At 72.9% G+C, this 25,456-nt stretch carries 24 protein-coding genes; 2 read left to right on the top strand and 22 right to left on the bottom strand.

Annotated elements, in window-relative coordinates:
* Positions 1-62 precede the first annotated feature (62 nt).
* Positions 63-404: a DUF427 domain-containing protein gene (locus HCU73_RS04650; protein WP_168622211.1), complete on the top strand. Its 342-nt coding sequence runs from the start codon at positions 63-65 to the stop codon at positions 402-404.
* Between the two features lie 4 nt (positions 405-408).
* Here the strand turns inward: HCU73_RS04650 and HCU73_RS04645 are convergent, their stop codons facing one another.
* The 19 genes from HCU73_RS04645 to HCU73_RS04555 form a co-directional block, all read right to left on the bottom strand.
* Positions 409-1,485, bottom strand: coding sequence for a hypothetical protein (locus HCU73_RS04645; protein WP_168622210.1), 1,077 nt, complete (start codon positions 1,483-1,485; stop codon positions 409-411).
* A gap of 40 nt (positions 1,486-1,525) precedes the next feature.
* Positions 1,526-3,142 (bottom strand): chloride channel protein, encoded by a 1,617-nt coding sequence (locus HCU73_RS04640; protein WP_168622374.1) that lies wholly within the window; start codon positions 3,140-3,142, stop codon positions 1,526-1,528.
* Between the two features lie 319 nt (positions 3,143-3,461).
* A complete protein-coding gene (gene recN / locus HCU73_RS04635; protein ID WP_168622209.1) occupies positions 3,462-5,117 on the bottom strand; it encodes a DNA repair protein RecN in 1,656 nt (551 codons plus the stop codon).
* 51 nt (positions 5,118-5,168) lie between these two features.
* Positions 5,169-6,062, bottom strand: coding sequence for an outer membrane protein assembly factor BamD (locus HCU73_RS04630; RefSeq protein WP_168622208.1), 894 nt, complete (start codon positions 6,060-6,062; stop codon positions 5,169-5,171).
* A 134-nt stretch (positions 6,063-6,196) separates the two neighbouring features.
* Complete coding sequence (gene lpxC / locus HCU73_RS04625) at positions 6,197-7,114, bottom strand: UDP-3-O-acyl-N-acetylglucosamine deacetylase (protein ID WP_168622207.1); 918 nt, start codon at positions 7,112-7,114, stop codon at positions 6,197-6,199.
* A gap of 277 nt (positions 7,115-7,391) precedes the next feature.
* Positions 7,392-9,041 carry a cell division protein FtsZ gene (gene ftsZ / locus HCU73_RS04620; RefSeq protein ID WP_168622206.1) on the bottom strand — a complete coding sequence of 550 codons (1,650 nt, stop codon included), beginning with the start codon at positions 9,039-9,041 and terminating at the stop codon, positions 7,392-7,394.
* Positions 9,042-9,239: 198 nt separating this feature from the next.
* Entirely contained in the window at positions 9,240-10,574 is a 1,335-nt protein-coding gene (ftsA, locus tag HCU73_RS04615; protein ID WP_168622205.1) for a cell division protein FtsA, read from the bottom strand.
* A complete protein-coding gene (locus HCU73_RS04610; protein WP_168622204.1) occupies positions 10,571-11,539 on the bottom strand; it encodes a cell division protein FtsQ/DivIB in 969 nt (322 codons plus the stop codon). The genes ftsA and HCU73_RS04610 overlap by 4 nt, the downstream gene beginning before the upstream one ends.
* Positions 11,527-12,462, bottom strand: coding sequence for a D-alanine--D-alanine ligase (locus HCU73_RS04605; protein WP_168622203.1), 936 nt, complete (start codon positions 12,460-12,462; stop codon positions 11,527-11,529). The genes HCU73_RS04610 and HCU73_RS04605 overlap by 13 nt, the downstream gene beginning before the upstream one ends.
* Positions 12,463-12,546: 84 nt before the next feature.
* The gene (murB, locus tag HCU73_RS04600; protein ID WP_168622202.1) at positions 12,547-13,479 is read right to left on the bottom strand and encodes a UDP-N-acetylmuramate dehydrogenase; all 933 of its coding nucleotides are present in this window, start codon (positions 13,477-13,479) and stop codon (positions 12,547-12,549) included.
* A gap of 11 nt (positions 13,480-13,490) precedes the next feature.
* Positions 13,491-13,892 (bottom strand): hypothetical protein, encoded by a 402-nt coding sequence (locus HCU73_RS04595; protein WP_168622201.1) that lies wholly within the window; start codon positions 13,890-13,892, stop codon positions 13,491-13,493.
* Positions 13,893-13,949: 57 nt separating this feature from the next.
* Positions 13,950-14,222 carry a DUF2484 family protein gene (locus HCU73_RS04590; protein ID WP_168622200.1) on the bottom strand — a complete coding sequence of 91 codons (273 nt, stop codon included), beginning with the start codon at positions 14,220-14,222 and terminating at the stop codon, positions 13,950-13,952.
* A 1-nt stretch (position 14,223) separates the two neighbouring features.
* Positions 14,224-14,475 carry a DUF2484 family protein gene (locus tag HCU73_RS04585; protein WP_168622199.1) on the bottom strand — a complete coding sequence of 84 codons (252 nt, stop codon included), beginning with the start codon at positions 14,473-14,475 and terminating at the stop codon, positions 14,224-14,226.
* 30 nt (positions 14,476-14,505) lie between these two features.
* Entirely contained in the window at positions 14,506-15,930 is a 1,425-nt protein-coding gene (gene murC, locus HCU73_RS04580) for a UDP-N-acetylmuramate--L-alanine ligase (protein WP_168622198.1), read from the bottom strand.
* The gene (gene murG, locus HCU73_RS04575) at positions 15,927-17,030 is read right to left on the bottom strand and encodes an undecaprenyldiphospho-muramoylpentapeptide beta-N-acetylglucosaminyltransferase (protein WP_168622197.1); all 1,104 of its coding nucleotides are present in this window, start codon (positions 17,028-17,030) and stop codon (positions 15,927-15,929) included. The genes murC and murG overlap by 4 nt, the downstream gene beginning before the upstream one ends.
* A 4-nt stretch (positions 17,031-17,034) precedes the next feature.
* On the bottom strand, positions 17,035-18,201 hold the full coding sequence (locus HCU73_RS04570; RefSeq protein ID WP_168622196.1) for a peptidoglycan glycosyltransferase FtsW: 1,167 nt from the start codon (positions 18,199-18,201) through the stop codon (positions 17,035-17,037).
* 122 nt (positions 18,202-18,323) lie between these two features.
* A complete protein-coding gene (locus tag HCU73_RS04565) occupies positions 18,324-18,704 on the bottom strand; it encodes a VOC family protein (RefSeq protein WP_168622195.1) in 381 nt (126 codons plus the stop codon).
* Positions 18,705-18,753: 49 nt separating this feature from the next.
* Positions 18,754-20,151, bottom strand: a complete 1,398-nt coding sequence (gene murD / locus HCU73_RS04560; RefSeq protein ID WP_168622194.1) for a UDP-N-acetylmuramoyl-L-alanine--D-glutamate ligase — start codon at positions 20,149-20,151, stop codon at positions 18,754-18,756.
* Between the two features lie 68 nt (positions 20,152-20,219).
* Positions 20,220-20,813 carry a TetR/AcrR family transcriptional regulator gene (locus HCU73_RS04555; protein WP_168622193.1) on the bottom strand — a complete coding sequence of 198 codons (594 nt, stop codon included), beginning with the start codon at positions 20,811-20,813 and terminating at the stop codon, positions 20,220-20,222.
* A gap of 87 nt (positions 20,814-20,900) precedes the next feature.
* Between HCU73_RS04555 and HCU73_RS04550 the strand changes: the two genes are divergently transcribed.
* A complete protein-coding gene (locus HCU73_RS04550) occupies positions 20,901-22,025 on the top strand; it encodes a DUF418 domain-containing protein (RefSeq protein ID WP_168622192.1) in 1,125 nt (374 codons plus the stop codon).
* Positions 22,026-22,278: 253 nt separating this feature from the next.
* On the opposite strand, the gene HCU73_RS04545 is transcribed toward HCU73_RS04550, so the two are convergent.
* From HCU73_RS04545 to HCU73_RS04535, 3 genes are read right to left on the bottom strand one after another with little or no spacing between them, the layout of a single operon-like run.
* Positions 22,279-22,950, bottom strand: a complete 672-nt coding sequence (locus HCU73_RS04545) for an SDR family NAD(P)-dependent oxidoreductase (protein WP_168622191.1) — start codon at positions 22,948-22,950, stop codon at positions 22,279-22,281.
* On the bottom strand, positions 22,950-24,032 hold the full coding sequence (gene mraY / locus HCU73_RS04540) for a phospho-N-acetylmuramoyl-pentapeptide-transferase (protein ID WP_168622190.1): 1,083 nt from the start codon (positions 24,030-24,032) through the stop codon (positions 22,950-22,952). Before mraY ends, HCU73_RS04545 begins: the two co-directional genes overlap by 1 nt.
* Positions 24,033-25,451 (bottom strand): UDP-N-acetylmuramoyl-tripeptide--D-alanyl-D-alanine ligase, encoded by a 1,419-nt coding sequence (locus HCU73_RS04535; protein WP_168622189.1) that lies wholly within the window; start codon positions 25,449-25,451, stop codon positions 24,033-24,035.
* Between the last annotated feature and the right edge of the window lie 5 nt (positions 25,452-25,456).

The raw sequence follows: 25,456 nt of genomic DNA, 5'->3' as shown, positions 1-25,456 counted from the left end.
CCCTTGGCATCGGGGATGGCGGGGACGTAGAAGTGGCACGACGGAGAACGGAGGGACCCGCCATGGCCGACCACATCAGGATCCGCAAGGCGCCCGGCAAATGGGTGGTGCGCGCCGGCGGCGCCGTGCTGGCCGAAAGCGCCAACGCGCTGGAGCTGACCGAGGGCGACTACCCGCCGGTGATCTACTTCCCCCGCGCCGACATCGGCATGGCGTTCCTGGAAAAGACCGCCAGCTCCACCAAATGCCCGTGGAAGGGCACGGCGAGCTACTACACGGTGTCGAGCGCTGCGGGCGACATACCCGACGCCGCCTGGTCCTACGAGGACCCCAAGGAGGGCGTGGCCGCGATCAAAGGCCACATCGCGTTCTACACCGACCGGGTGACGGTCGAGCAGCTCTGACGCCTCAGGGCGCCAGCAGCGCGTCGAGGTCCCGTGTCATCACCAGCCGCAGGACCCCGTCGGCGGCCGCGTTGCGCCATAGCGGGTCGTCAGCGCCGCGCGGCAGGGTCCGGCGCAGCGTGACGGCGGCGGGCGTGCCGGGGTGGGCGGTGACCGTGATCTCGCCCGGCATCAGATCGGCAAAAGGGCGGCCGGCGGCGGGGCTGGCGCGGCCCGCCCAGTTCCGCCGGATCAGCGTGGCCATCGCCTCGGCCGCCGCCGTGTCGGGGGCCGCGAGGGCAAGGAGGCCGGTCTCCGTGTCCCCGGTCACGAGGTCGGCGACCAGCAGGTCGGGCGACGGGCCATCGACCAGCGCCAAGGCGTAGACAAGGCCCCCCGCCCCCACCGCCGCGGCGTCGACGCCCGCCAGCAGCGCCTGCAGCCCGGGGTGGTCGGCGAGGCTCGGCCCCTGCCCCGCCAGCACCGGCGCGAGCAGCGGCGTGGCCGGGGCCCAGGCCATGACGCCCTCGGCCACGGCAAAGCGCGAGGACTGGCCGAGGCTGCCGCCGAAAGGGTTGGCCGGGTCGCGCAGGGCGAAGTCGACCGCGAAATCGGCGCCACGGCTGAGCACGGTGACCGGCCCGCGCGGGTCCACCGCGTGGCCCGTCGCCTCCAGGGCGGCGACCATGCGGCCGGCCGCGCCCGGCGCGATCCAGGCCATCACCAGCCGCTCGGGCGGGGCGCTGACGGACAGGATCGACCCGATGTCGCCGGGCGTCAGGCCGGTCGCGGCGGCGAGGCCGTCGCCGGTCAGCACCTCGACGTAGTTGCGCATCTCAGCCGGCAGCGCCCGGCCGAGGGCGACCCCCACCTGCGGCAGGTCGAGCGTGCCGCCGTGGGCGAGATGCACGTCGAGGACCGGGCCCATCCGCGCAGGCTCGCCGAACTCGACCTGCAGCGGTGTGCCGGGCGGGGCCGCGACGGCGCCCCGCGGCATCGCGGCCAGCGCCGCCCGCAGGGTCGCAACCGCGGTGTCGCCCGCGGCCGGGCCGGCCGCGAGCGCGAGGGACAGGCACAGACTCAGGAGGCGACGGACCGGCATGGCCCGAGGCTGCGCCCGCGCCCGGCCCCGGTCAAGCGCGTCAGCTGTGTTCCTCGGCGGCGGTGGCGGCGAGCGCCCGGTTGTACGCCTTGAGCGCGTCGACGTGGAACAGCGCCCCCTCCAGCGCCGGCGGCCCGTCGCCCGGGGCCAGCTGCACCACCGGGATGAAGTCTAGCCCGGTGCGCTCGAAAATCGGCAGGGCGCGCTCCAGCGTGGCGTTGGTGTCGGTGAAGATGCCCTGCTCGATCAGCGTCAGGAGCTGCTCCTGCGGGGCGGCGTTCTCCTGGTCCATCGGGCGCATCACCTTGCCGACGCGGAACATGGCGAGCAGGTAGGCCTGCGGCCCGGCGGCGAGGTGGATGTTGCGCCGCTCCAGCTGGGTCAGGAAGAAGGACCGGTGCACCAGCCGCGTCGACAGCGCCGTCGACATCGACACCGCCACCATCACCGCCAGCCCCGTCTGCCAGTCGCCGGTCAGCTCGAACACGATCAGCGTGGTCGAGATCGGCGCGCCCAGCACGGCGGCGGCCACCGCGCCCATGCCGGCCAGCGCGTAGAGCGTGCCCTCGCCCGACTGGTCGGGGAAGATCGAGGTCGCCACGATCCCGAAGGCGAGGCCGGTCAGCGCCCCGATCATCAGCGACGGCGAGAACACGCCCCCGCCCATCCGCCCGCCGATGGTGATGGCCGCGGCGGCGACCTTGAGGACGGTGAAGATGATCGCCTCGTGCAGCAACAGCTCGCCCGTCAGCGCCGCCGAGGTGGTCTCGTAGCCGACGCCGATGATGTGCGGAAAGGGGATCGCGATGGCCCCGAGGATCAGCCCGGCCACCGCCGGCCGGAGCCAGCGCGGCAGCCCGGTCGCCCGCTGCGCGGCGGTGGCGACGTCCTCGGCCCAGAAGGTCGCGCGCATGAAGGCGACCGCGACGAGGCCGCACAGAAGCCCGAGGATCAGGAAGGCCGGCAGCTCGACGTAGAACTGCAGCGCGCCGTCCCCGCCGAGGGTGAACTCGGTCACGCCGCCGAACTCGAGCCGGTTGATGACCGTGCCCGCGGCGCTGGCGATGACGATGGGCGCGAAGGCGTGGACGGCGAAGTGGCGCAGCACCACCTCGAGCGCGAAAAGGGCGCCCGCGATCGGCGCGTTGAAGCTGGCCGAGACGGCGGCGGCGACCGCGCAGCCCAGCAGGTCGCGCGCGGTGATGCCGTCGGCCTTGATCCAGTCCGACACGCGGCTGGAGATCACGGCGGCCAGGTGCACCACCGGCCCCTCCCGGCCCGACGACCCGCCCGAGCCCAGCGTGATCATCGACGCCAGCGCCGAGGCGAGGCCCGCCTTCTGCTCGACCCGCCCGTCGGCCAGCGCCGCGCCCTCGATCACGTCGGCGACCGAGCGCACCCGGCCATCCGGCGTGAACCAGTGCAGCAGCAGGCCGACCACCAGGCCGCCCGCCACCGGGATCAGCAGTATCAGGTACCAGGGCAGGCTTTCGGCGAAGCTGTGCATCAGCCGCACGTCCTCGACCCCGTAGAGCGTCTCCTGCAGCCAGCTGATGCCCTTTCGGAACAGGAGCGCGGCAAAGCCCGCGGCGATGCCGATCAGGAGCGCGATCAGCCAGAACTGGACCTGGGTCGGCCCCTTCTGACGCAGCACCATCCAGCCGCGGCGAACCACCTGCGCGCCGGCGGCCAGCCGGTCCCTCACCACAGCACGCCCCGTCGCGGCCACCTGCCTGTCCTTTCACCGAGCGCCCCGCCGGGCATGTGGGCCCGCCCCGGGGTGGGTCAGGTGTAAGGCACGGGCCGACCAGTGAAAAGCCCGGATGGCTTCACGATCCTTCCGGCATTGCGTCAGGCGGTGAAGGGTTTCGTGACACCTCGCCGGGCTGCCCCGGACCCGGACCGAAGGCCCCTGCCCCATCTTTGCTTCCGAAATACTCCGGGGGTCTGGGGGCGGAGCCCCCAGCGCCTGCCCCTCAGCGCGCGGTGCCGAGCAGCGCGCGCGCCGCCTCCCGTGCCGCCTCGGTCACGGTGTCGCCGGCCAGCATCCGCGCGACCTCGTCGACGCGGGCAGTTGGGTCCAGCGGCACCACGCGGCTGCGGGTCACCTCGCCCGCCACCTCCTTGGCGACGCGCCAGTGATGCGCGCCGAGGGCGGCCACCTGCGGCGAATGCGTGACGACCAGCACCTGCCCGCCGTCGGCCAGCGCCTTGAGCCGCCGGCCCACCGCGTCGGCGGTCGCGCCGCCCACGCCGCGGTCGATCTCGTCGAAGATCATCGTCAGGCCGCTGTCGTCGGCCGTCAGGCAGACCTTGAGCGCCAGCAGGAAGCGCGACAGCTCGCCGCCCGAGGCGATGCGGTTCAGCGGCCCCGCCGGCGCGCCGGGGTTGGTGGCGACGGTGAAGGTCACCGCATCCACCCCGTCGGGGCCGGGCGGCGCGGGCGCGATCTCGGTGGTGAAGACGGCGCGCTCCATTCGCAGCGGCCCCAGCTCGGCCGCCATCGCCGCGTCGAGCCGCACCGCGGCCTCGGCCCGCGCGGCGGTCAGGCGGGCGGCGGCCTCGGCATAGGCGCGGGCCGCGCGGTCCGCGGCGGCGGCGAGCCCCGCGATCTCTCCTGCCCCGCCGTCGAGCGCGGCCAGCTTCTCCCGCAGCCCGTCGGCGAGCCCCGCCAGATCGTCGGGCGCCACCCCATGCTTGCGTGCCAGCGCCCGCAGCGTGAAGAGCCGGTCCTCGGTCTCCTCCAGCTCGGCGGGGTTGAACTCCAGCGCCTCGGCGAAGCGCTCGACGCCTGCCTGCGCCTCGGTCAGCTCCACCAGCGCGCGCTCCAGCGCCGAAAGGGCCGCGTCGAGCCCGCCCTCGGCGCGGTCCGACACGCCCTCGAGCCAGCGCCGGGCGTCGCCCATGGCCCCCTCGGCGCCCTCGAGCCCCAGGGCCGCCAGCGCCCGGGCGACATCGGCGCGCATCCGCTCGGCGGCCTGCATCAGGCGGCGGCGGGCGTCCAGTGTCTCCTCCTCGCCGGGCTGCGGGTCGAGCGCGTCGAGCTCGGCGACCGCGTGGCGCAGGAACTCCTCCTCGGCGCGCATCTCGGCCAGCCGCGCCTCGGCGGCCTGCAGCGCCTTGTCGGCCCGGCGCTGCTCGGCCCAGGCGCCGCGGGTCGCGGCGACGAGATCCCCGAGCGCGCCATGGCCATCCAGCATCGCCCGGTGCTGGCGGGGATCGAGGAGCCCCCGGTCGTCCTGCTGGCCGTGCAGCTCCACCAGCACGTCGGACAGGGCGCGCAGCACCTCGCCGCTGGCGCGGCGGTCGTTGACCCAGGCGGTCTTGCGCCCCTCGGGCGTGTTCACCCGGCGCAGGATCAGCGTCTCCTCGGCCGGCAGGCCGGCCTCCTCGAGCACGCCCAGCGCCGGATGCCCCGGCGCCAGCTGGAACTCGGCCACCACCTCGCCCTGCTCGGCGCCACTGCGCACCAGGTCCGCCCGCCCGCGCCAGCCCAGCACGAAGCCCAGCGCGTCGAGCAGGATCGACTTGCCGGCCCCGGTCTCGCCGGTCAGCACGTTGAGGCCCGGCTGGAAGGCAAGCTCCAGCCGGTCGATGATCAGCATGTCGCGGATGTCGAGGTGACGCAGCATCGCCGCCCGGTGTCCCCTACCCCCCGCGCCCCGTCAAGGGCGCGCCATGGATCAGAGCCACTCGCCCCGCACGGTCTGGCGCCAGACGTCGCGCAGCCAGCCCTCGCCCTGCGCCTCGGGCGCGAGGTTCTGGCCGGTCAGCTGCCGGAAGGCGTCGTCGTAGAACGGCGAGGACTGGAAGTTGTAGCCGAGGATGGCGCCTGCGGTCTGCGCCTCGTCGGTCAGCCCCAGCGCGAGATAGGCCTCGACCAGCCGCAGCAGCGCCTCGGGCGTGTGGCTCGTGGTCTGGAACTGCTCGACCACCACGCGGAAGCGGTTGATGGCGGCGGTGTAGTGCTCGCGGCGCAGGTAGTAGCGGCCGATCTCCATCTCCTTGCCGGCGAGATGGTCGAAGGCGAGGTCGAAACGCAGGATCGCGTCCTGGGCGTATTCGCTGTCGGGGTAGCGCTCGATCACCTCGCGCAGCGCCTGCAGCGCCTGGAAGGTGATGCCCTGGTCGCGGCCGACCTGGTCGATCTGGTCGTAGTAGCTGAGTGCCAGCAGGTACTGCGCGTAGGCGGCGTCCTCCTCGGCCGGGTAGAAGTCGAGGTAGCGCTGCGCCGCGATGCGGGCGTTCTCGTAATCCTCGTCGTCGTGGTAGGCGAAGGCGGCCATGATCAGCGCCCGGCTGGCCCATTCCGAATAGGGATGCAGGCGCTCGACCTCGACGAACAGCGCCGCGGCGTCGTCGGGATTGCCGGCCTCGAGCTCGGCCTCGGCCTGCTGGAAGATCGTCGCGGCGTCAAGCTCTTCGAGCGGCACCGCGCTCGACCGGCTTGCGAACAGACCGCCGCCGCCGCCGCCGAACAGGCCCCCGCCCCCGCCGCAGGCCGAGAGCGCCATCACCAGACAGAGCCCCGTGCCGAGGCCCAGTTTCCGGATCCTGCCGTCCCCGCTCCGCTGCATTCTCGAAAACCCTGTCGTTACCCGCGCGGTTGCGGCTGAACCGAACCGTCTGGTTGCGGTCCTAGCATATTCTTTCTGGGGGCAAAACGCCTGAAATGGGTCTTTGCCGGCGGCTGCGGCGCGCCGCCCACGGATCACGCCACGTGGGCCAGATCGGCGCCGGTCACGCCCATGCCCGGCAGGCGCGCGGCCTGGCCCGCGCTGCACTCGACCACCCGCCACGCGCCAGGCGTCGCAAAGAGCCGGCGCAGAAGCTGGTTGGTCAGCATGTGACCCGCGCGGACGCCGGTGTAACGCCCGAGGATCGGCGCCCCCGCCAGAGCCAGATCGCCCAGCGCGTCCAGCATCTTGTGGCGCACCGCCTCGTCGGCGTGGCGCAGGCCGCCGGGGCTGAGCACCCGGTCGCCGTCGACCACCACCGCGTTCTCGTAGGTGCCGCCCAGCGCGAGGCCGGCGGCGTGCATCGCGTCGACGTCCGCCTTGCGGCAGAAGGTGCGGCTGTCGCAGAACTCGCGCACGAAGCGCCCGTTGGCGAGGTTCGCCACGCGCTGCTGGCGGCCGATCGCGGCGTCCTCGAACTCGATCGTGAAATCCATCACCAGCCCGTCGGCCGGCGACAGGGTGGCGCGCGCGTCGCCCTCGGTCACGGTGACCTCGCGCAGCACCTCGATGGCGTGGATCGGCGCGGACTGGCGCTGGATGCCGGCGGCGAGGAAGGCGCGCACGAAGGGCGCGGCGGAGCCGTCGAGGATCGGCAGCTCGGGGCCGTCCACCTCGACCAGCGCGTTGTGGATGCCGCAGCCCGCGAAGGCGGCCATCAGGTGCTCGACCGTCGAGATCTCGGCGCCGTCGTCGCCCACCAGCTTGGTGCAGAGGCGGCTCATCGGCACGGCGTCGTAGCGGGCGGGGATCAGGGCGGCGTCGGGCCTGTCGCTGCGGGCGAACCACAGCCCCATGTTCGCGGCCTGCGGATGGACGACCATCCGCACCAGCCGCCCGGAGTGGAGCCCCACACCCGAGAAGCCGACAGAATGCCTGAGCGTTGCCTGCATGAAGCTCTCCGAACGTCCCTTCGACCCTCTGCGCGCGGGACGTATCTTGCTGCGCGCGTCGCGGTGGAGGCCATCTGGATCGGGCCGCTTATCCGCTGACTGAGGGGATACCGGGGCGCGGTCGAGGCCACAATTCAACCTTTATGACTCATTGCAACAAAGCGGGGACGGATCGGCAATGTTTTGCCTATCTGGTCGATTCGACAGGCCAACCCCTTGCTTTCAAAAAGAAAAGGGCCGGCGCAAGGCCGGCCCTCCGATCCGATTTGTGAACCCGTCAATTCGCCTGGCGGCGCAGGAAGGCGGGGATCTCGATGCGCTCCTGCTCGGGGTCGACGATGCCGTCCTCCTCGTGCGCGTGGGGCGCCGGGGCCTGGGCCGGGGCCGTGCGGTGCAGGGCGCCGGACATCTGCGGCTGGCGGCGCTCGCCCGGGGCTTCCTCGGCGTGGCCGGTCATGCGGTTGATCAGCGAGTTGATGCCAAAGCGCGACTTGGCGTGGGCCTCGGGCTGCGGCTCGGGGCGGACCGGGGCGGCGCCGCGGGGCGCGTCCTTCTGGATCGCGGCGCGCAGGCGGGCCAGCGCCTCGGGCGTCGGCTTGCCGGCGGGGGCGGGCTTGGGCGCGACGTAGCCCACGTCGGGCTCGGAGGCGGCCAGCATGCGGGGGTCGAGCCGGGGCTCGGGCGCGCGCGGCGCCGGGCGGTAGGCCGGCGGCGGCACGTCGTCCTCGGCCAGCCCGTCCTCCTCAGCGTCGATGCCGAGACCCGAGAACAGGGACGGCGCGGGCTGGGCCCCGGCGCCGAAATCGGCGTCGTCGTCCTCGTCATCGTAGGCGGTGGTGGCGGCGGCTGCCACGGGTGCCGGCGCCGCGGCGACCGGGGCCGGCTGCGGCGCGGCGGCGGGCTTGGGCATGACGGCGGCGGCGGCGTAGCTGCGCGAGGGCGCCTCGGCGCGGGCCTCGGCCACGTCGATGCCGGTGGCCACGACGCTCACGCGCATCCGGCCTTCCATCGCGGTGTCGAGCGTCGAGCCGACGATGATGTTGGCCTCGGGGTCCACTTCCTCGCGGATGCGGTTGGCGGCCTCGTCCAGCTCGAACAGCGTCAGGTCGTAGCCGCCGGTGATGTTGATCAGCACGCCGCGGGCGCCCTTGAGGCTGATCTCGTCCAGCAGCGGGTTGGCGATGGCCTTCTCGGCGGCCTGCAGGGCGCGGCTGTCGCCGTCGGCCTCGCCGGTGCCCATCATGGCCTTGCCCATCTCGTTCATCACGGCGCGGACGTCGGCGAAGTCGAGGTTGATGAGGCCGGGCCGGACCATCAGGTCGGTCACGCCCTTGACGCCCTGGTAGAGCACGTCGTCGGCCATCGCGAAGGCCTCGGTGAAGGTCGTCTTCTCGTTGGCGAGCCGGAACAGGTTCTGGTTCGGGATGATGATGAGGGTGTCGACCACCTTCTGCAGCTGCTCGATGCCCTCGTCGGCCTGGCGCATCCGCTTGGCGCCCTCGAACTGGAAGGGCTTGGTCACGACGCCCACGGTCAGCACGCCGAGTTCCCGCGCGGCCTGCGCGATGATCGGCGCGGCGCCGGTGCCGGTGCCGCCGCCCATGCCGGCGGTGATGAAGGCCATGTGCGACCCGGCGAGATGATCGACGATGTCCTCGATCGACTCCTCCGCGGCGGAGGCGCCCACGGCGGGCCGTGCGCCCGCGCCGAGCCCCTCGGTCACCCGCGCGCCCATCTGGATCTTGCTGGTCGCCCGCGACTGGGCCAGCGCCTGGGCGTCGGTGTTGGCGACCACGAACTCGCAGCCGTCGAGGTTCTGGTCGATCATGTTGTTGACCGCGTTGCCCCCGGCGCCGCCGACGCCGAAGACGATGATCCGCGGCTTCATGTCCGGCTGGTTGTCCGGCATCATCAGGTTCAGTGTCATGGGTCTGTCCGCCTGTTCTTCGATCGTCGTCTGGATCGGCCCCGATCTTGCCGTCGGCTGGCCATGTCTGCCTCAGATTGCATGATGCTACCCGTTTCCACGCGCATCGTCACGCGGAAATTCCCAGAAAACCGCGAAATATGGGGCAAGATTCCGCCGAAGCCGCGGGCTCTGGGGGTCAGCCACCAGATCGAGGGGTCACCAGTTGTCGCGGAACCATTTGACGGCCCGCTTCAGGCTGCGCTGGGGCAGCCGGTCGGCCGGCGTCTCGAAGTCCCACCACTCGTCCTGCGGGTAGGCGGCAAAGAGCGCCAGGCCCACGCAGGCCGAAAAGGCCGGCCCGCAGGTCGATTGCGGCAGGCCCTGCACGCGCAGCGGCCGGCCCAACCGGACCTGGTTGCCGAGGATGCGGCTGGCCAGCCCGTCGAGGCCGGGGATCTGGCTGGCGCCGCCGGTCAGGACGATGCGCTGCGAGGGCAGGTGCTCGAAGCCGGCGGCGTCCAGGCGGGCGCGGACCTCCTCGAGGATCTCCTCGACCCGCGGGCGCATGACGCCGATCAGCTCGGCCCGCGTCGCGGTGCGGCGGTCGTGGTGCCAGTCGCCGGTCTCGCCGGTCAGCTCGATGATCTCGCGGTCGTCCATGCCGGTGGCCATGACGCCGCCGAAGCGGCACTTGATGCGCTCGGCATGGCCCATGGGGATCTGCAGGCCCTGGCTTATGTCGGCGGTGACGTGGTCGCCGCCCATCCGCACCGTGTCGGCGAAGATCATGTGCTTCTTGATGAAGATCGACAGGCTGGTGGTGCCGCCGCCCATGTCGATGCAGGCCGCGCCCAGCTCCTGCTCGTCCTCGACGAGGCTGGAGGTGCCGGCGACGTAAGGCGCGGATGCCAGCCCCGCCAGTTCCAGGTCGCAGCGTTTCACGCAGTGCAGCAGCGTCTCGATGGCGTGGGCCTCGATCGACAGCAGGTGCATGTCGACCATCAGCCGGTTGCCGACATGGCCGCGCGGGTCGCTGAGGCCGGTGCGGTGGTCGAGCGAGAAGTTCACCGGCTGGGCGTGCAGCACCTCGCGCCCCTGCCCCAGATCGGGCAGGTCGCAGGCCGCCAGCACCCGGCCGACATCGTGGTCGGTGACGGTGCCGGTGGTCAGCGTCACCTCGCCGTCGAGCCCGTAGCTGCGCGGCCGCGCGCCCGCCAGCGCGACGATAACGTGGTCGACGCGGACCTGCGCCATCTTCTGCGCCGCCTGCACCGCGGTGCGGATCGCGCGCTCGGTTTCCTGGCAGCTGTCGATCTCGCCGAAGCGCACCCCGCGCGACCGGGTGGTCGCCGCGCCCACGACGCGGAAATTCGCCTGCCCCGCCATCGCGCCGATGCCCTCGGCGGGCGCGGCGGCGTCGGTCTGGTCGAACTTGAGCACGAGGCAGGAGATCTTGTGCGTGCCGATGTCCAGCACGGCGATCACGCCCCGGCGCAGCGCGTCCTGCCGCTTGGCCCGCATGGCGCGCTGGGACTGGTACAGGATGTTCATCCGCTGGTGCCTCCGGTCAGGGTGTCCCGTTCCAGCGCGCGGAGCCGGCGCAGCTCCTCGATCGCGGCGGGGGTGAGTTGCACGGTCAGACGGTCGGGGTTGCGCAGGTCGAGTCTGAGCACGTCCCGGCCGAGAATGTCGGTCGCATCCTGCAGCGCCAGCGCCCGGTCCAGCGCCTGCACCGCGCCGCGCTCGGGCAGCAGGATGCGGCGGTCGTCGGTCAGCACGACATCCCAGCGCCGCTCGCCCATGCGCACGAAACCGCGCAGCCGGTCGCCCAGCGGCGCGGCGGCGGCGTGCAGCGCCAGCGCCTCGTCGACCACGCGGTCGGCGCCCTCGCCCGCCACCATGGGCAGCGGCGCCTCGAGCTGGCGGTCGCCCAGCGCGTCGACGAAATGCCCCTCGCGGTCGATCAGCACGATGCCCTCGCGGGTCTGCCAGATCAGCGCCGGCACCCGCTCGGTCACGCGCACGGCGAGGTAGCCGCCCGACTGGATGCGCAGGTCGGCGCGGGCGACGGCGGGCAGCGCCTCGACCCGCTGGCGCAGCGCCTCGAGGTCGAGGTCGAAGGACGACACCGGCAGGTCGAGCGCCAGCGCGCCGCGGATCTCGGCGGTCAGGCGGTCGCTGGCGCCGTCGATGCCCAGCACGTTGACGCGGAACTCGGGGCGGGCCTCGATCTCGCGGCGGATCTCCTGCAGCCCGTCGAGGATGGCGGTGCGGTGGCCCTCGTCCGAGAAGTAGAGCCCGGTGCCGAAGACCAGCGCGAAGCTGGGCACGCCGACCCGCAGCACCCGGCGGAACAGCGGCGTCAGCCACAGCCGCTGCACGCGGTAGGACCAGATCGAGGGCGCGGGGTCGCGGTGCACGGGCTCGGCCACCGGGGGCGGCGCGGGCGGCGGCGCCACGGGCCCGCGGCGCGCGGTCAGGGGCGGCGTGTCGCGGCGGGCGATCAGCGGTCGCATGACGCGTCCTCCACCAGCCAGCGGCAGAGCGCGCCGAACGGGATGCCGCAGACCGCGGCCTGTTCGGGCGTCAGCGAGGTGGGCGTCATGCCGGGCTGGGTGTTGGTCTCCAGCAGGATCAGCCCGTCGAGGCCGCGCCCCTCGTCCCAGCGGAAATCGGTGCGGCTGACGCCCCGGCAGCCAAGCGCGCGGTGCGCGGTCGCGGCCATGTCCATGCAGGCGTCGAAGATCTGCTTCGGCAGCTCGGCCGGCACCACGTGGCGGGATCCGCCGGGCTTGTATTTCGCGTCGTAGTCGTACCAGCCGTCGGTCAGGATGTCGGTCACGGTCAGCGCGCCGCGGTCCTGCGGCCCCGCGCCCATCACCGAACAGGTCAGTTCGCGGCCCGCGACGTAGCGTTCGACCATCACGGTCGCCGGCATCGCGTCGGACAGGCGCGGCGGCGCGTTGGCGCCCTCGGCCACCAGGTAGACCCCGACGGACGAGCCCTCGGCGTTGGGCTTCACCACGTAGGGCGGCGCCATGACATGGGCCGCCATCGCCTCGGCCCTGGTCACGATGACGCTTTCGGCCACGGGCAGACCGTGGGCGCGGTAGGTGTCCTTGGTGCGGGTCTTGTCCATGGCGAGCGCCGAGGCCAGCACGCCGGAATGGGTGTAGGGGATGCGCAGCCATTCGAGCAGGCCCTGCACGCAGCCGTCCTCGCCCCAGCGGCCGTGCAGCGCGTTGAAGCAGACATCGGGGTGCAGGTCGGCCAGCCGCGCGGGCAGGTCGGGGCCGCAATCGACCTCGACCACCTCGTAGCCTTCGCCCCGGAGCGCCTCAGCGCAGCCACGGCCCGACGACAGCGACACCTCGCGCTCCGCCGAGGGGCCGCCCATCAATACCGCGACACGGGGGGATGTTCCGCTCGATCCCGCCACCTGTGCCTCAATCCGCCGGGTTCTTTTGCCCGGTCAGCTGCCGGGGAGCGTTGTCCCCGGTGTTGCCCGCCCGGTTGATCCGGGTCAGTCGCGCGCCGGTCGCCCGACGCGCATGATTTCCCATTGTAGCTCTATTCCCTGCGTCTCGAAAACCCTTTTTCGGACCTCCTCGCCGAGGCCCTCCAGATCGGCGGCGGTGGCCCCGCCCGCGTTGATGAGGAAGTTCGAGTGCATCTGCGACATCTGCGCCCCGCCCCGCCGCGCGCCGCGCATCCCGGCGTCGTCGATCACCTTCCACGCCTTCAGCTCGTGGGTGTCGTCGGCCCGGCCCGTGGACGAAAACCCGGCGGGGTTGCGGAAGGTCGATCCGGCGCTGCGGTCCTTGGTAGGCTGGGTCGCGTCGCGTTTCGCCAGCTGCTCGGCCAGGCGGGCGGCGAGCGCGTCGGGGTCGCCGGGTTCCGCGCGCAGCGTCACCTCGGTCACCACCGCGCCCTCGGGCAGGTCGGTCTGGCGGTACGCAAAGGCGATGTCGCCGGCCCCGAGCGTCACCTGCCGCCCGTCGCGCAATACGGCGCGGGCCGAGACGAAATGGTCGGCAACATAGGACCCGTAGCAGCCCGCGTTCATGCGCAGGGCTCCGCCGATGGAGCCGGGGATGGTGCGCAGGAAGGTCAGGTCGCGCCCCGCCTCGGCGGCCCTGATCGCCACATGGGCGTCGAGCGCGGCGGCGCCGGCGGTGACGTGGTCGCCCGCGACCGTGATGGCGTTGAACCCGCGCCCGAGGCGGATGACGACGCCCGCGATGCCGCCATCGCGCACGATCAGGTTCGACCCCACGCCCATCGGGAACACCGGCACATCCGGGTCGAGCGCGGCGAGGAAACCGGCGAGGTCCTCCGCATCGGCGGGCTGCACCAGCCAGTCGGCCGGGCCGCCCACGCGCAGCCAGGTCAGGTCGGCCAGCGGCCGGTCGGCGGTCAGGCGGCCGCGCAGGGGGATGTCGGGGGGCAGGCTCATGGCGCCCGGTGCTAGCGCGCGGGCGGATCGCTGTCCAGCGGCGGCGGGCGGCGCGCCTGCGGCAGGGCGGGCGGCGCCTGCGTCGGCCGGGTGCCCGACCGGATGCCCCAGGCCATCGCCCCGCCGAACAGCACCGCGAGGCAGAGGCCGACCAGCATGACGAACCCGGAGAAGGCGCGCCCGATGCCGCCGCCGATGGCCGACCCGACCACCCCCGCGACGCCGCTGTCCGGGGCCACGCGGACCGGCTGCGGCGCAAAGAGCACGAGGGGCAGGAAGATGAGGGCGATGGTCAGCAGGATCGCCACCGCCCCCGGCGCCTCGGGGCCGGTGCGGCCAGCCCAGACCCGGAACAGCCGGTGCACGCCGGTCAGGACGGCATAGAGGAGGACGAGGGCGACGAGACCTTCCATGACGGGCAGGCTGGCACGGCGGCGACAGGCGGGACAACACCCCGAACAGGGGGGCGGTCACTCGCCGGGGTGTTCGCGCTCCTGCGGCGGGGCGAGGAGGCCGGCCAGCCGCTGGCCCGCCTTGAGGATCGGCCAGCGCAGGATCGACACCCCCGCCGCCAGCCCGATCAGCCCCCAGACCGGCCCCATGGTGAAGGTCAGCAGACCCAAGAGCGGGATGCCGGTGGCGATCAGCACCCAGGCGGCCGGCCAGTGGTAGCGGCTGGGCGACAACCCCGCGACACCGGCGCAGACGATCCAGAGGCAGACCAGCGTGAGGGCGACAGGCATGTCAGGCACTCCCCGTGAGGCGGCGGTGAAGGTGGCGGGCAAGGCCGAAAAGCGGCCGGCGGAACATCGACAGGATCGCGAGGAGCACGGCCGCGACCCAGGGCCAGCCGACCTCGCGCCCGATCAGCACGAGGAGCGGCCCGGCAAGGATCAGGAGCAACAGGCCCGGCCCCCACTGCCAGCGCATCGGCAGCATCGCCACGGCGGCGGCGGCGACCACCCAGAGCGACGCGAGCGTCAGCGACAGCGGCATGTGCCCTTCCCTTCTCCCCTGCGCGCGATCTCACCCCGAGGCGGCGCGCCTGTCCAGATCCTTCAGCCGTTCGGGCAGCCCGTGCGCCCAGGTGGAAATCGTGCCGGCCCCGAGGCAGACCACCATGTCGCCCGGCCGCGCCTGTTCGCGGACCAGGCGTTCGAGGTCATCCTCGGACATCACCGCGCGGGCGTGGCGGTGGCCGTGGCGGACCAGCCCGGCGACCAGGTCGTCGCGGCTGGCGCCCGGGATCGGGTCCTCGCCGGCGGAATAGACCTCGGCGATGCCGACCACGTCGGCATTGTTGAAGCAGGTGCAGAAATCCTCGAAGAGGCTCGACAGACGCGTGTAGCGGTGCGGCTGGTGCACGGCGATCACGCGGCCCTCGCTGGCCTGCCGGGCGGCCTTGAGCACGGCGGCGATTTCCACCGGGTGGTGGCCGTAGTCGTCGATGACGGTGATGCCGCCGACCTCGCCCACCTTGGTGAAGCGGCGGTTGACGCCCTTGAAGCCGGCCAGCGCCCCGCGGATCTCGGCCGCCTTCATGCCGAGGTGGCGGGCGACGGCGACCGCGGCCAGCGCGTTCGACACGTTGTGGTCGCCCGGCATCGGCAGGGTGCAGCCCTCGATCACCTGCCCCTCGGCCTGCAGGGCGATGTCGAAATGCGCGACGCCGCCCTTGTAGGTCAGGTTCACCGCCCGCACGTCGGCCTGCGCGTTGAAGCCGAAGGTCACGACGCGGCGATCGGTGATCTTGCCCACCAGCGCCTGCACCTCGGGGTGGTCGGTGCAGCAGACCGCGAGGCCGTAGAACGGGATGTTCGACACGAAATCGAGGAAGCCCTTGCGCAGGTTCTCGATCGTGCCCCAGTGCTCCATGTGCTCGGGGTCGATGTTGGTGACGATGGCGATGGTCGCCGGCAGGCGGTTGAAGGTCCCGTCGCTCTCGTCGGCCTCGACCACCATCCAGTCGCCCTGCCCCACCCGCGCGTTGGATCCGTAGGCGTGGATCACGCCGCCGTTGATGACGGTCGGGTCCACCCCGCCCGCATCCAGCAGCGTGGCGACCAGCGTGGTCGTGGTCGTCTTGCCGTGGGTGCCCGCGATGGCGATGTTCGAGCGCAGCCGCATCAGTTCGGCCAGCATCTCGGCGCGGCGCACGACCGGAAGGCCCCGGGCGCGGGCGGTGTCGAGCTCGGGATTGCCGGGCTTGATCGCGCTGGAGATCACCACGACCGCGGCGCCGTCCAGGTTATCGGCCTTCTGCCCGATGAAGATGCGCGCGCCGAGGCCGGCCAGCCGCTCGGTGATCTTGGACGGCTTCAGGTCCGAGCCCTGCACCTCGTAGCCGTGGTTCAGGAGCACCTCGGCGATGCCCGACATGCCGATCCCGCCGATGCCGACGAAATGGATCGGGCCGAGCTGGGTCGGGAGTTTGGTGACGGCGGCGTTCATGCGGCTCCTTTCCGGGCCAGCTCCTCGACCAGCGCGGCCAGCCGGTCGGCGGCGTCTGGGACGCCGGCGGACAGGGCTGCCTGCGCCATGCGGTCGGCGGTGGCGGGGTCGGTGAGAATGGACTGGATGGCCCCGGCCAGCGTCTCGGGCGAGAGGCGGGATTCGGGGAGGACAAGGGCGGCGCCGGCCTCGGACAGGCCGCGGGCATTGGCGGTCTGGTGGTCGCCGGCGGCCACGGCGTAGGGGATCAGGATGGCGGGCCGCCCGATCACGGCGATGTCGGCGACCGACGAGGCGCCGGCGCGGCTGATGACCAGCTGCGCCTCGGACAGGCGGCGGGGGATGTCGCGGAAGAAGGGCTCGACCTCGGCGCGGACGCCGATCTGCGCGTAGGCGTCGGTCACGCGCTGCAGGTCCTCGGGGCGGGCCTGCTGGGCGACGCGCAGGTTGCCGCGCAGCGCCTCGGGCAGGCGGGCGATGGCCTCGGGCACGGTGTCGGACAGGATGCGCGCGCCCTGGCTGCCGCCGAACACCAGCAGGCTCATCGGCCAGTCGCCGGGCGGCATGTAGGGCGCGCCCGCGCGCTCCAGCACCGCGCCGCGCACCGGGTTGCCGGTGTGCACGGCCTCGACGCCCGCGGGCAGCGCGGTGGGCCAGCTGCCGCAGGCGACCACGTCGACGCGCCGGGAAAAGACCCGGTTCACCCGGCCGAGCACGCCGTTCTGTTCATGGATCATCGCGGGCGTCCGCGTCAGCCAGGCCGCCGCCATGGCGGGGATCGCCGGGTAGCCGCCGAAGCCCACCACCACGTCGGGCTTTTCCCGCCACATCCTGAGCGTCGCGCGCAGGATGCCGCCGGCGATGCGGAACGGCGCCAGCAGCTTGGCCAGCACGCCCCCGCGGGCGAAGGTGGCCGAGGGCACCTGCCGCACCTCGACCGCGTGGCTGAAGCCCTCGGTATAGCGCGCGCCGCGGGCGTCGGTCGACAGCGTCACCTGCCAGCCCCGGCGCAGCATCACCTCGGACAGTGCCTGGGCGGGGAACATGTGCCCCCCGGTGCCGCCGGCCGCGATGATGAGATGAGGGTTGGCGGGGGTCATGGCGCTAGCGATGCCGGCTGAGGAGGATGTCGCCGATCTCGCCCTGCGGACGCGACCGGGTGAAGGCGAGCAGCATCCCCACCGCGATGCCCGTGGCGATCAGCGACGAGCCGCCGTAGCTGACGAAGGGCAGCGTCATGCCCTTGGCCGGCAGGAGCCGCACCGCGACGCCGAGGTTGATGAAGGCCTGCAGCGCCAGCAGGCAGGCGATGCCCGTGCCCGCCAGCCGGATGAACGGGTCGCGCTCGCGCATCAGGCGGAAGAAGGCGCGCAGCGTGATGGTGGCGAAGAGCGCGATGATCAGGAACACCAGCACCACGCCGTATTCCTCGGCCGCGACCGCGATGATGAAGTCGGTGTGCGCGTCGGGCAGCGTCCAGCGCACGGTGCCCTCGCCCAGCCCGGCGCCGAACAGCCCGCCGTTGCGGATCGCGTCGGTGGCGTAGCCGATCTGGGTGTGCGGGTCGATCTCGTTCGACAGGAAGCCGTCGATGCGGCGCGCCACGTGCTCGGAGTTGCTGTAGGCGACGACACCGCCCAGCGCGACGGCCCCCATCACGGCGAACAGGATCAGCATCGGCGCGCCGGCCACGAAATAGATCACCGACCAGGCGAAGATCACCAGCGCCGCCTGCCCGAAATCGGGCTGCATCACCAGGAAGCCCACGATGGTCATCATCACCACCAGCGACACGGTCTTGCCGGGCGGGCCGCCGATCTCCTGGCTGGCGGCGATCATCCAGGCGGTGAAGACGACGAACATCGGCTTGAGGAACTCGGACGGCTGCAGCGACGCGAAGCCGAGCGAATACCACCGCGTCGCGCCCTGCCCGAAATCGGTGCCGAAGGCCGGCAGCAGCGCCAGCGCCGTCATCGCGCAGAAGAAGCCGATCACGCCCAGGCGGCGGATCGTGACGGGGCCGATCATCGACACGAACAGCATCACCGACAGCGCCATGCCGCCGAAGGCCGCCTGCCGGATGACATAGTAGAACGGGTCGTGCCCGTTCCGCTCGGCCAGCGGCGGCGAGGCCGCAAAGCCCAGCAGGATGCCGATCGCGAACAGGGTCAGCACGCAGAAGATCGTGACCCGGTCCACCGTCCGCCACCAGCGTGGAAGAACGGCTTCGCCGGATTGCACGATGACCGTGCCATGCGCGATTTCCGTCATGGGGAATGCCCGCCCGTCTTGCCTTGCTCTGCCTCGATGCGCCCGTTTTCCGGGTCTCGCGAGTCAGCCTACCGCGAAACGGGGCGCGGGGCCAGCCTTTGCTTGACCGTGACCTATTTGCGTCACCCCGCCGGCTGCCACAGCTCCAGCTTGCGGCCGTCGGGATCCATGATCCAGCCGAAGCGGCCGTAGGGGTGATCCTCGCGCGGCTGCACCTCCTCGACGCCCTCGGCCCGGGCGCGGGCGAGCACGGCGTCGAGGTCGTCGACGATGAGGTTCAGCATGAAAGGCGCGGTCGAGGGCGCGAAGTAGCCCGCGTCGGGAAAGGGCGCAAAGACCGTCCGCGCGCCCTGCGGAAAGGCCGCCGCGCTGTCGCCGTGCAGGAAGGCGAGGCCGCCGTCGGCGTCGGGCGCCATGCCCAGCACGCGGGCATACCACGCCGTCGTCGCCGCGCTGTCGGCGCAGGTGAAGAACACCCCGCCCAGTCCCAGAACCCTGGCCATGGCCAGTGCTGCCTTCTTCCGCTGCGGATACCCGCAGCATAGCACGGGATCAGCCGCGAAGCTTGCCCACCTGTTCCATGAAGTCGCGGCCGCGGTGCTCGAAGCTGTCGTACTGGTCGAAGCTGGCCGCGGCGGGCGCCAGCAGAACGGTGTCGCCCGGCTGCGCCTCGGCCGCCGCGCGGGCCACCGCGGTCGCCATGTCGCCGCAGATCTCGTGCGGGATCGCGCCCAGCTTCAGCGCGAAGGCCGCGGCCTCGCGCCCGATGACATAGGCCTTCACCACCTCGCCCGCCGCGGGCGCCAGCGCGGCCAGCCCGCCCTCCTTCTCCAGCCCGCCGCAGATCCAGCGGATGCGGGTGAAGGCCCCCAGCGCCTTGACCGCGGCATCGACGTTGGTGGCCTTGCTGTCGTTGACGTAGGACACGCCGCCGATCTCGGCCACGCGCTGGCTGCGGTGCGGCAGCCCCTCGAAGCTGTGGAAGGCGGCCTCGATCTCCTTCGGTGCCAGCCCCAGCGCCCGGCACGCGCCATAGGCGCAGGCGGCGTTCTGGTGGTTGTGGGCGCCCGGCAGGCCGCGCACCGCGCGCAGGTCGATCGCGGCGACCTGCTTGGCCTTGCGCATCTCGGCCAGCCAGCCCTTGCGCGTGACCAGGTCCCAACCCGGCCCCTCCAGCTTGCGCGCCGACACCCGGATCACGCGGGCGTCGCCCGGCCCCTCGGCCAGCTGGTTGGCCATGTATTGGCCCTCGATCTCGTCGACTCCGACCACCGCGCGGTCCGGCCCGCCTTCGGAAAACAGGCGCCGCTTTGCCGCGAAATAGCCGCCCATGCCGCCGTGCCGGTCGAGATGATCGGGCGAGAGGTTGGTGAACACCGCGATGTCGGGCGTCAGGGCGCGCGCCAGCTCGATCTGGTAGGAACTCAGCTCCAGCACCACCACCCCGCCGCTCTCGGGCGGGTCGATGTCGAGCACGCCGCGCCCGATGTTGCCGGCCAGCTGCACCGACCGGCCCGCCGTGCGCAGGATATGCGCGATCAGCGCCGAAGTGGTCGACTTGCCGTTCGAGCCGGTGACGGCGACCACCCGGGGCGGCTCGTCCAGCCCGTCCCAGCCCGCCAGCCCGAGCGAGCGGAAGAACAGCCCGACATCGTTGTCCACCGGCACGCCGGCGGCCCAGGCCGCCGCGATGGCGCGGTGCGGCGCCGGGTAGAGATGCGGGATGCCGGGCGAGGTGATCAGCGCCGCCACCGCGTCGAAGGCGCCGGGCGCCATCGGGTCGTGCAGCGCGAAGCCCTCGGCCTCGGCCGCCGCACGCCCGGCCGCGCCGTCGTCCCAGCACAGCGCCTCGGCCCCGCCGGCCCGCAGCGCCCGCGCCGTGGCAAGCCCCGACCGCCCGAGGCCCAGCACCATCACCTTCCGTCCGTCGAACCCCTGTACCGGGATCATCGCGCCCCCCAATTTCCGTGGTCCACCGCCAGCCTTAGCCCGGCCGCGCGGCCCTCGCCAGTCGCAAGTCAGCCGCCCGGGCACTCCAGCGCGAAGGCGCGCGCCAGATGCGCCGTCGCCGCGCCCCGGTCAAGCGGCGGCACCCCGGTCAGCAGGAAGCCCACCAGCCCGTCATGCAGCGCGATCAGCCGCAGCGCTGCGCCCTCGGGGTCGGGGCAGGCCCAGTCGCCACGCGCCACCCCCTCGGCGATCAGCGCCGCCAGCCCCGCCCGCAGTTCTGCCATCGCGCGGGCCAGCACGTCGGCCAGCGCCGGGTCGCCGCGGGCCAGGTCCTCGGCCTCGATCCAGACCTGCAGCAGCGCCTCGTGGCCCGGGTCGAAGGCCGCGCGCAGCACCGCGTCGCGCCGGGCCGGCGGGTCGCCCGCCGCCTGCCCCAGCACCGCCCCCTCGGCCGCCTCCAGCACCCGCTCCAGCGCCGCCGCCCGCAGCTCGGACCAGGTGAAATAGTGGTTCAGAAGCCCCACCCCCACGCCCGCCCGCGCGGTCACGTCGCGGGTCCGCACTGCGGCGATCCCGCGCTCGGCGATCAGCGCGGCCGCCGCCTCGATCAGCGTCTCGCGGCGGTCCGGCGGGGTCTCGGTCCGCGGGCTGTCTCCGGTCATCGAAGATCCTCCTTGACAAGCGTTGAGCACGTGCTCAATACCTGCCCATCATCATTGAGCACGTGCTCAAACCCGGAGTGTTGTGACATGACCGCCCCCCGCGTGCAAGAGGTCGACCTGCTGCGCAGCGTTGCCCTTTACGGCATCTGCCTCGCCAACATCCCCTATCTCGCCCTGCCCTTCGAGGCGCTGGTGGTCCCGCCCGGAGGCGGCGTCGACCGGCTCGCCGCCGTCGCCGCGGCGGCGCTGGTGCACGGCAAGTTCTTCGTCCTGTTCTCGTTCCTGTTCGGCTGGGGCTTCGGCGTGCAGCTGGCCAGCGCCGCGCGCCGCGGCACCGACGCGCGGGGGCCCTTCCTGCGCCGCCTCGGCGGGCTCGCGATGATCGGGGCGGCCCATGCGGCGCTGGTGTTCTTCGGCGACATCCTGATCCTCTACGCGATCCTCGGGCTGGGACTCTGGGCGCTGCGCGACGCCTCCGACCGCACACTGATGCGCATCGCGGCGGGGTCGGTGGCGCTGGCCGCGCTGGTCTATGCCGGCATCGGCGCGGCGCTGGCGCTGGCCCCCGACACGCTGGCGGCGCAGACGGGGCCGGGCTACCTCGGCGGCTTCGGCGCGGCGGTGGCGCAGCGGGTGGCGGACTGGACCACCGCCTTTCCCTCGGTGCTGGCCTTCAACGGGCCGCTGGCGATCGGGGCCTTCGCGCTCGGCTACCTCGGCCACCGGCGCGGCCTGCTCCTGCCCGGCAGCGCGGGCTTCGCCCGGCTGGAGCGCGCCCTGCCCTGGCTCCTCGCCGTCGCCATCCCGGCCAACGCGGCCTATGCCGCCGCGGCGACGGTGCCGGGCCTGTCCCCCGGCCTCGCGGCGGCGGGCTGGGCCTGCCTCGCGCTCGGCAGCCCGACGCTCGCGGCGGTCTGGTTCTGGGCCACGGTGCGGCTCGCGCGGCGGCTCGGGCCCTCCCGCCATCCCGGCGCCGGCCGCGTCTCGCTCAGCGCCTACGTCCTGCAAGGCGTGATCGCGGGGCTCCTGTTCAACGGCTACGGGCTGGGCCTGCACGGGCAGATCGGCCTCGCGGGGCTGGTCGCGGTGGCGCTTGGCGTGGCACTGGCCACCGACCTCCTGCTGCGGCTGTGGCTGCGCCTCGCGCGCACCGGGCCGCTCGAGGCGCTGCTGCGCCGCCTCACCTACGGCGCGGCGGGGCGCCCCGCCTGAGGCGGGCGGGGCAGCGGCGCGACGGCATGACCCGCCCGCGCCCCGCCGGCGGCCCGGACTTGCCCCGCCCGGCCAGCCCGGCACCACGACCAGCCGACCGATGCGGCCCGGCCCCGCTTCATCTTTCCGAAAATACGCAGACGCGACGCCGGCCCCGGACGCCCCGCCCGGCAGGCGCGCAGCGGACCCGCCCGCGCCCGCGATTTTTCGCAGGAGAAACCGCACCCCGGCGACGGCGCAGCCGGCGCAATCCCTACCAGCGCAGCGACAGCCCGTCGCGGAAGAAGCGCCCGGTGGGCCCGTCCTCGGGCAGGTCGGCCAGCCAGATCGCGGTCTCGGCCCCCTCCTCGGGCGTGCGCGTCGCGCCCTCCCCGCCCATTCGCGTCTGCACCCAGCCCGGGCACATGGCGTTGACCTTGACCCCCTCGGGCAGATCGCGCGGCAGCGCTTTGGTCAACGCGTTCAGCGCCGCCTTGGCGACGCCATAGGCCCCCGGCCCCTCCAGCCCCGAGGCGAAGCTGCCCCAGTCCGACGAGACGTTGACGATCCGGCCCCAGCCCTGCGCACCCATGTGCGGCACGCAGGCCCGGATCAGCTCGTAGGGCCCGCGGAACATCACGTCGATCGACATGTGGAACGGGCCCGGATCCTCTAGCAGGTTGGCGTCGATCAGCACGCCCGCGTTGTTCACCAGCACGTCGACGCCGCCGATCTTGTCGACCGCCGCGTGCAGGCTGTCGAGCCGGGCCACGTCCATCCGCACCGCCTGCGCGCCGATCGCGTCGGCGACGCCGCGCCCGGCCTCCAGGTCGCGCACCCCGATGACCACGCGCATCCCGCGCGCCACCAGCCCCGCGGCGATGGCGCGCCCGAGGCCGCGGTTGCCGCCGGTGACCAGCGCGGTGGGGCGAGCGGGCCGGCCCATCAGCGCAGCTTCAGCGTGGCGAGGCCGATCAGCGCGAGGATCAGCGAGATGATCCAGAACCGGATCACCACCTGCGGCTCGGCCCAGCCCTTCTTCTCGAAATGGTGGTGGATCGGCGCCATCAGGAAGACCCGCTTGCCGGTCGCCTTGAAGTAGGCGACCTGCACGATCACGCTGACCGCCTCGGCCACGAACAGGCCGCCGACGATGGCCAGCACGATCTCGTGCTTGGTCGACACCGCGATGGCGCCCAGCGCGCCACCCAGCGCGAGGCTGCCGGTGTCGCCCATGAACACGGCGGCCGGCGGCGCGTTGTACCACAGGAAGCCCAGCCCCCCGCCGATCAGCCCGGCGGTGAAGATCAGGAGCTCGCCGGTCCCCGGCACGTAATGCACCTCGAGATACTCGGTGAAGTCGACCCGCCCCACGGCGTAGGCGATCACCCCCAGCGTGCCGGCCGCGATCATCACCGGCATGATCGCCAGCCCGTCCAGACCGTCGGTCAGGTTCACGGCATTGGCCGAGCCCACGATCACGAACATGGCGAAGGGGATGAAGATCCAGCCGAGGTTGAACAGCACGTCCTTGAACACCGGCACGGCCAGCTGGCCGGACAGGCTGGCCGGATGCACCAGCGTGGCGACATAGGCGGCGACGCCCGCGATGGCGAAGCCGATCAGGAGCCGAACCCGCCCGGGCACCCCCTTGCTCGACCGGCGGCTGACCTTGGCCCAGTCGTCGACGAAGCCGACGAGCCCGAAGGCGACCGTCGTGCCCAGCACGATCCAGACATAGGGGTTGTCGAGCCGCGCCCAGAGCAGCGTCGACAGCGTCAGCGCGGCAAGGATCAGGAGGCCGCCCATGGTGGGCGTGCCCGCCTTGGACATGTGGTGCGCCGGCCCGTCCTCGCGGATCGGCTGGCCCGCGGCGTATTTCCGGCGCAGCGCGTTGATCAGCGGGCGGCCGAAGACGAAGCCGAACACCAGCGCGGTGAAGAACGCCCCGCCGGCGCGGAAGGTGATGTAGCGGAACAGGTTGAAGACGTCCCCGCCATCGGACAGCGCACTCAGCCAGTACAACATCTAGGGGGATCCTCGCCTCTGATCGCCAGCCGCTTGCCCGAGTTTCCGCAGGGCGTCAACCACGCGGGACACCTTGATGCCCTTCGAGCCCTTCACCAGCACCACGTCGCCCTCGCGCAGACGGGCGGGCAGCGCCTCGGCCATGGCGTCGGCGGCGGGGGTGTGCAGACCCTTCAGCGCCCCCGGCAGCGCCGCGTGCAGATGCGCCATCAGCGGCCCGACGCTGTGCACGGCGGCGATCCGCGCCAGCGCGGGGTGGTCGGCGATGGCGGCGTGCAGCGCCGGGCCGGTGGGGCCCAGTTCCAGCATGTCGCCCAGCACCGCGATGCGGCGGCCCTGCCCCTCGGGCTCGGCCGCGGCCAGCATCTCCAGCGCGGCGGCGATGGAGGCGGGGTTGGCGTTGAACGCGTCGTCGATCAGCTGGATGGTCGGCCCGTCGCCCAGCGTGACCCGCTCGCGGGTGCCGCGGCCCCGGTAGGGGGACCAGCCCGACAGGGCCTGCATCGCCGCCTCGGGGTCGGCGCCCGCGGCCTCGGCCGCCGTCAGCGCGATGAGCGCGTTCATCGCGTAATGCCGCCCCGGCGCGGCGATGGAAAACGCCCGGTCCCGCCCGTGGATCACCGCCCGGATCGCCGTGCGCTCGCCCGCGACCTCGGCCGAGACCAGCCGCGCCTCGGTCTCGTCCTTGCTGCCGAAGCGGATGAGCTGCGCCCCGCAAGCCCTTGCGGTGTCGAACAGAATACCCGCCGTGTCCACATCGGCATGGGCCAGCGCGATGCCGCCCTCCGACAGCCCCTCGTAGATCGACGCCTTCTCGTGGGCGATCCCCTCGATCACGCCGAACGCCTCCAGATGCGCGGGCGCGACGGTGGTCACGACGGCCACATGGGGCCGGGCGAGGCGCGCCAGCGGCGCGATCTCGCCGGGGTGGTTCATGCCGATCTCGATCACCGCATACTCGGTGTCGGCAGGCATCCGGGCCAGCGTCACCGGCACGCCCCAGTGGTTGTTGAAGCTGGCCTCGGCGGCATGGGTCCGGCCCTGCGGCGCCAGCGCGGTGCGCAGCATCTCCTTGACGGTGGTCTTGCCGACCGACCCCGTCACCGCGATGACGCGGGCCTGCGTCCGCGCCCGGCCCGCGGCGCCGAGCGCGCGGAGGCCGTCCATCACGTCATCGACCAGCAGGAGCCGCGCGGGGTCCACCCCCTCGGGGATGCGCGACACCAACGCCGCCGCGGCCCCGCGGGCCAGCGCGTCGGCGACGAAGTCGTGCCCGTCGCGCGCCGCCGACAGCGCCACGAACAGGTCGCCCGGCGCGATGGTGCGGCTGTCGATGGCGATGCCGGTGACGGCCCAGTCGCCGGCCACCGTGCCGCCCGTCGCGGCGGCGGCCTCCGCGGCCGTCCACAGGGCGGTCATGCATT

Source organism: Roseicyclus persicicus (genome assembly GCF_012395815.1).
GTDB lineage: Bacteria > Pseudomonadota > Alphaproteobacteria > Rhodobacterales > Rhodobacteraceae > Roseicyclus > Roseicyclus persicicus.
The sequence above is the reverse complement of the archived record's forward strand: the minus strand, read 5'-3'. Positions and strand labels throughout refer to the sequence as shown.